The sequence below is a fragment of the uncultured Maritalea sp. genome (assembly GCF_937139385.1).
GTDB classification, from domain to species: domain Bacteria; phylum Pseudomonadota; class Alphaproteobacteria; order Rhizobiales; family Devosiaceae; genus Maritalea; species Maritalea porphyrae_A.
The window spans coordinates 1-5,822 of sequence record NZ_CAKZPW010000315.1 but is presented as its reverse complement, the minus strand read 5'-3'; the positions used below and the strand labels follow the sequence as shown (position 1 = coordinate 5,822).

At 49.9% G+C, this 5,822-nt stretch carries 2 protein-coding genes; one reads left to right on the top strand and one right to left on the bottom strand.

The genetic code is table 11. From position 1 onward, the window contains the following. Positions 1 to 4,684, bottom strand: a 4,684-nt coding sequence (locus Q0231_RS12995; protein ID WP_299347999.1) for an NAD-glutamate dehydrogenase, incomplete at its 3' end; no start/stop codon positions are given. A 202-nt stretch (positions 4,685 to 4,886) separates the two neighbouring features. On the opposite strand from Q0231_RS12995, the gene Q0231_RS12990 reads away from it, so the two are divergent. Continuing rightward, on the top strand, positions 4,887 to 5,822 hold a 936-nt coding region (locus tag Q0231_RS12990; RefSeq protein ID WP_299347997.1), incomplete at its 3' end, for a 3-isopropylmalate dehydratase large subunit.

The following is a 5,822-nucleotide window of genomic DNA, read 5'->3' as shown; positions in this document are numbered from 1 at the left end:
GTTCAATGTCGTCGCGGCGTGCTTCATGCCAAGCGGCCAAGCCGGTTTCAACATCAGCGCTGTCGAAAGTAAGAACATCTAGAGTAATGTCGCGCTGTGCACGCATTAGGTTTGCAATGGCCCGATCAAGTGCCATGCGATCATAATAGTCTTTGACCTCAATGGTTTGAATTTGCTCTGTGATATGGCCAAGTTGGAAGGTTTCTAGAACCGCAAAATAGGTTCTCGCCGCATCTTCCACCGAGATGTTCGCGCGTTCGCTGACCAGCACAACTTCTGTGGCCAAAGTAAGCGCTGAAAGTTGCGCGATGCGTTTGGCCAAACCGTCTGGGGTGCCACCTTCTTCAAAGCTTTTGGCTTGGTCAGAAACAGAGGCTGCCACAAATGCTGGAAGCACTTCGTCGAACATTGTGCGAATTGTCTCAATGCCTTTTGAATAGGTTTCAACAACTGTTGAAATACCGTCGGCAAAATTGACGTTTCGCAAGAACCAAGCGGTTTGTTGCAGCAGAAGTGTGCGCAGCTCATCATAGAGTTCGAGCTGAGTTTCCCCTTTGATCTTTGTGTCCAAAGCATCAATGGCAAGGTTCATATCGGTCAAGCCAAAGCTGTCGCGGGCGGCAGCGTAAGCAGCGGCCACCTGTGAAGCATCGGAACCTGTTGCTGCTGCAACGCGGTGCACAAAGTCAGGGCCGCCCCGGTTGATCATGGCGTTGCACAATACCGTTGCAATCACTTCGCGCCGCAAGCGGTGGTTCTTGATTGTATCGGGGTGCTCGTCAGCCAATTGATCGGGGAAATAACGAAACAGCTCTTTGCCCAAATATGGATCATCTGGCACTTCGCTTTCTAGCAATTCGGCATAAAGCGTGTTTTTCGCATAAGCCAAGATTACCGCCAATTCTGGTCGGTAAAGGCCGGCGCCTTGGGCTTCGCGTTCCATCAGGTCAACATGTTTAGGCAGATATTCAACCTTGCGGTTCAAATGGCCTGCCGCCTCAAGCGCTTTCATGAAATCAGCATGATAGGGTAAGTCGCTCAGATTTCTGCGTTCAGCCAATGAAATGGCTAGGGTCTGCAAATAGTTGTTGCGCAAACACAATTGAGCCACTTCATCGGTCATTTCTGCCAAGAAGGTGTTTCGTTGCTCATAATTGAGTGTGCCATCGCGCACCAATGTGCCCAATGCGATTTTGATGTTCACTTCCAAATCTGAAGAGTTTACCCCGGCAGAATTGTCGATCGCATCCGTGTTGATGCGGCCCCCTGCGCGGGCAAATTCGACACGACCCAATTGGGTTATGCCAAGGTTGGCCCCTTCGCCGATGGCTTTTGCGCCCACTTCCGAACCGGTGATGCGAATGGCGTCGTTTGCACGATCGCCCGCTTCTGCATCGCTTTCTGTGCTGGCCCGAACATAGGTGCCAATGCCACCAAACCATAAAAGGTCCACCTTGGAGACTAAAATGGCCCGCATTAATTCATTCGGCGTCATCTCGTCTTTTTCTAGTCCCAGGGCATCAACAGCTTCTTGAGAAAGCTTGATCGATTTTGATGTGCGCGGATAAATGCCGCCACCGTTTGAAAGGAGCGATTGGTCATAATCTTGCCAACTTGACCGCCCCATCTCAAAGATCCGTTTGCGCTCAGCCCAGGTGGTTGCTGGGTCTGGATTTGGGTCAATAAAGATGTCGCGGTGGTCAAATGCGGCGATTAGTTTTGTGGCTTTAGACAAAAGCATGCCGTTGCCAAACACATCCCCAGACATGTCGCCCACGCCAACGGCCGTAAACGGCTGTGTTTGGATGTCGCGGTCAAGTTCGCGGAAATGGCGTTTTACTGCCTCCCAACCGCCGCGGGCAGTAATGCCCATCTTTTTGTGGTCATAGCCAACCGACCCACCTGATGCAAATGCGTCAGAAAGCCAGAATTGGCGTTCATCGGATATGGCATTGGCTGTGTCGGAGAAGGTTGCTGTACCCTTGTCGGCCGCGACCACTAAATATGCATCATCTCCATCAATACGGGTGACATCTTTAGGGGGAATGATTTTGTCGCCATCAAGATTGTCAGTGATGTCGAGTAATGAACCGATGAAGATTTTGTAGGCTTCTGTGCCTTCCGCCAAAAACTCTTCGCGGCTTGCGTTGCTTTTGATTTGTTTGGGCACAAAGCCGCCTTTTGCGCCAACCGGAACAATCACGGCGTTTTTCACCATTTGAGCCTTAACAAGACCCAATACTTCCGTGCGAAAATCTTCTGGGCGATCCGACCAGCGCAGGCCGCCACGGGCGATCATGCCGCCGCGCAAATGCACACCTTCAACCCGTGGGCTATAGACATGGATTTCACGGAATGGACGTGGTTCAGGCAAACCATCAACCTTTGAAGCATCATATTTGATGGCCAAAGCCGGGCGTCGCTTGCCGTTGACACGTTGGAAAAAGTTGGTACGTAAACTTGAATCCACGAGGTTTACGAACCGGCGTACGATCGTGTCATCGTCTAGCGAGGTAATAGCTTGCAATGCCGCGGAGATGGTTTCGCGCGCGTTTGCTTCAACGCTTGTGCGATCGCCAACAAAGTCGGGTGCGTGGCGCACGTGGAATAAATCCACGATGGCTTGGGCAACGTCTGGATGTTTGGCCAACGTGTCCCACATATAGCGCTGGGAATAGGCTATTTTTGTTTGCTTGAGGTAACGACCAAGCGCTCGGATGATTGAAACATCGTCCCATTCCATTGCGGCGCGAACAGTGAGCTTGTTGTAGCCGTCGTTTTCCGCATCTTTATACCAAACAGCTTTAATGGCCCTTTCGATCACATTGTCCACTTGGGTCAAATCTTGATCTACACCGGGGGCTTTGATCGTCATGTCGTGCAAAATACGTTCATCTGTGTTTTGCGGTATGACGGTGTAGGTGCGCTCGTTGTTGACCTTAAACCCAAAGTTTTCAAGCATAGGCACCCGCGCGCTCAACGGAATTGCCGTTGCACGGTGGTAGAGCTTAAGCGAATAAGCGCCTTCGCGTCTTGAATGTTTGCTCAAGCGAACAGCAATTTGCTTTTCGTCTTTGAGCAATTGGAATTGCTCTATGTCTTTTAAAGCTTCCGCGTGGCCATATTTTTCTTGATAGGCATTCGTGAAAGCGTTCGCATAATCAAGGATTGCGCGCGGATCTTTCGCGGTCGCCAAAAGCCGATCACCGTAGCTATAGGTGAGATCAGTGATATGGGCTTCAAGTTCATCACGGCTTGGTCGCGGTGTGACACCCCCGTTTCGGCCAAGAATAAAGTGTACAGAGACCAATTCACCTTCTGGGAAATTCGGGTAATAGGTTGACACCCGCGCATCATATTGCTCAGCCAGATACTCGCCTACTTGTTCACGAATTGTGGATGTGTAGCGATCTCGGGCCATGAACATGATGATCGACACGAAATTGTCGAAAGGATCTATGCGCGGTAGCACGCGCACGCGTGGCCGATCAGCAAGGGCTGAAATTGTGGTCGCAAATTCGAACAATAAATCTTCGTCGATCTGAAACAGCTCTTCGCGCGGATAATTGTCGAGCGCACTCATTAGGGCTTTGCCTGAGTGCGAATTTGGATTGTGACCTGATCTGCGCATCACTTCCATGACTTTGCGGCGGAGCAAAGGCACTTCTGTATGTGGTGTGGCCAAGGACATTGATGTGAAAAGGCCAATAATGCGCAATTCACCTGCGATTGATCCATCTTCGTTGAACTGTTTGATGCCGATATAGTCCATATGCACACGGCGGTGCACTACAGACTTAATGTTGGCTTTGGTGACCATTAAGGGGTCAGATTTTGTCAAAAAGTCCGCGTGTTGGGCGGTCATTTCTACATAGTCTTGGCCGTGGCGGAGAAAGAATAAATTTGGGTCTGAAAGAATCCCAAGCCCGCTATTTGGAATGGGCTCCAAATTCGGCTCACCATCAATTTCGCTGAATTTATACTCGCGCATGCCAAGGAACGTGAAATTATGGTCTGCTAACCAGCCAAGAAAATGCATGCTTTCAGAAAGCACCGCTTCTTCCACTTGTGGCGGGTTATTGCGATAATTGCGCACCACATCGCCCAATTTCTCAAGCATTGGCCGCCAGCCAGCAACGGCGCGGCGCACTTGAACGAGAACGTTGTTCATTTCGGATTGAACAAGGTCTAGGGCTTTTGGGTCTAGCCCAGGATCAAAATGCACATGCAACAGGCTTTCGGTTGTTGCGCCATCTTCTAAGGTTTCTAAAACCTCAAGGTCTTTACCCTCGCCTTTAACGGGCAGCACAGGGTGAGCAAAAAGCCTAATGTCCGCACCGGAGGCGCGAATGGCGGCCAGTCCCGAATCAACAATAAAGGGCATGTCTTCGTTGAAAACATCAATGGTGTAGGTGTTGGACTTGTTGTTCAACGATGCAACCGTAATCGAATGTTCTTTGGACTGCCGCTTGCCTAGATTCTCATAGGACTGTCGCGCAATGGCAAGAAATTCGTCGATATCATAATGACTTAAGTCAGTATCGTCGATTGAGTTGATTAGGTGGACGAGAAAGTTCGAAAAGCTTTTCTCTGTTGCACGTAGCTCATGTGCTGCTGCAACCAAATGCGCTTTGTTGGAGGTTTTAACCTGCGCCATCGTTGTGACCCCTTTTGGTGATGACATGGGGTGAGCCTATTCCTTGAGTGTAAATAAATGAAGTAGGAAATGAGTGGAATATATTTGCTATGGGTCAAATTTGTTTTCTTGGTCGTCACGATCAAAGGGAACTGATCTTTGAGCGTTAGCCTTGACCCGGTTTCCTTACGGATTTAAAAACATGGATCGGAATTCCCTTTAGACCAAATCCTTGCGAGAAAATAGACAGATGACGAGCGCACGCACACTTTACGACAAGATCTGGGATGATCATTTGGTGACCAATAATGAGGACGGCACCAGCCATCTTTATATTGACCGCCACCTCGTGCATGAAGTTACAAGTCCGCAGGCTTTTGAAGGGTTGCGGATGGCGGGACGCAAAGTGCGCGCACCCTTGCGCACATTGGCTGTGGTTGACCACAATGTGCCAACGACCGATCGCTCAAATGGTATTGATGATCCAGACAGCAAGTTGCAAGTTGAAACCTTGGCGCAAAATGCCAAAGATTTTGATGTTGAGTATTTTGACGAGCTGGATAAACGCCAAGGCGTTGTGCACATTGTGGGCCCAGAGCAAGGCTTTACGCTGCCCGGCATGACCATTGTTTGTGGTGACAGCCACACATCAACTCATGGGGCGTTTGGTGCATTGGCGCACGGCATTGGCACCTCTGAAGTTGAGCATGTTTTGGCCACTCAAACGCTAATTCAGTCCAAAGCGAAAAATATGCGGGTAACCGTCAATGGCAAATTGCCTGATGGTGTAACAGCAAAAGACATCGTTTTGGCGATCATTGGCGAAATTGGCACTGCGGGTGGCACCGGCCATGTGATTGAATATGCTGGTGAAGCGATTGAAGCTTTGTCGATGGAAGGCCGGATGACGGTTTGTAACATGTCGATTGAAGGCGGTGCTCGCGCAGGTTTGATTGCACCAGACCAGAAGACATTTGACTATATTAAAGGCAAGCCGCGCGCACCAAAAGGCGAAGCGTTTGATATGGCGCGCGCCTATTGGGAAACACTACACACAGATGAAGGCGCGGTTTTTGATAAAGAAATCACGTTGGATGCAGCCAACTTGACCCCGATTGTTACGTGGGGCTCTTCACCTGAAGACGTTGTGGCGGTAACTGGCGTGGTGCCAAATCCCGATGAAATT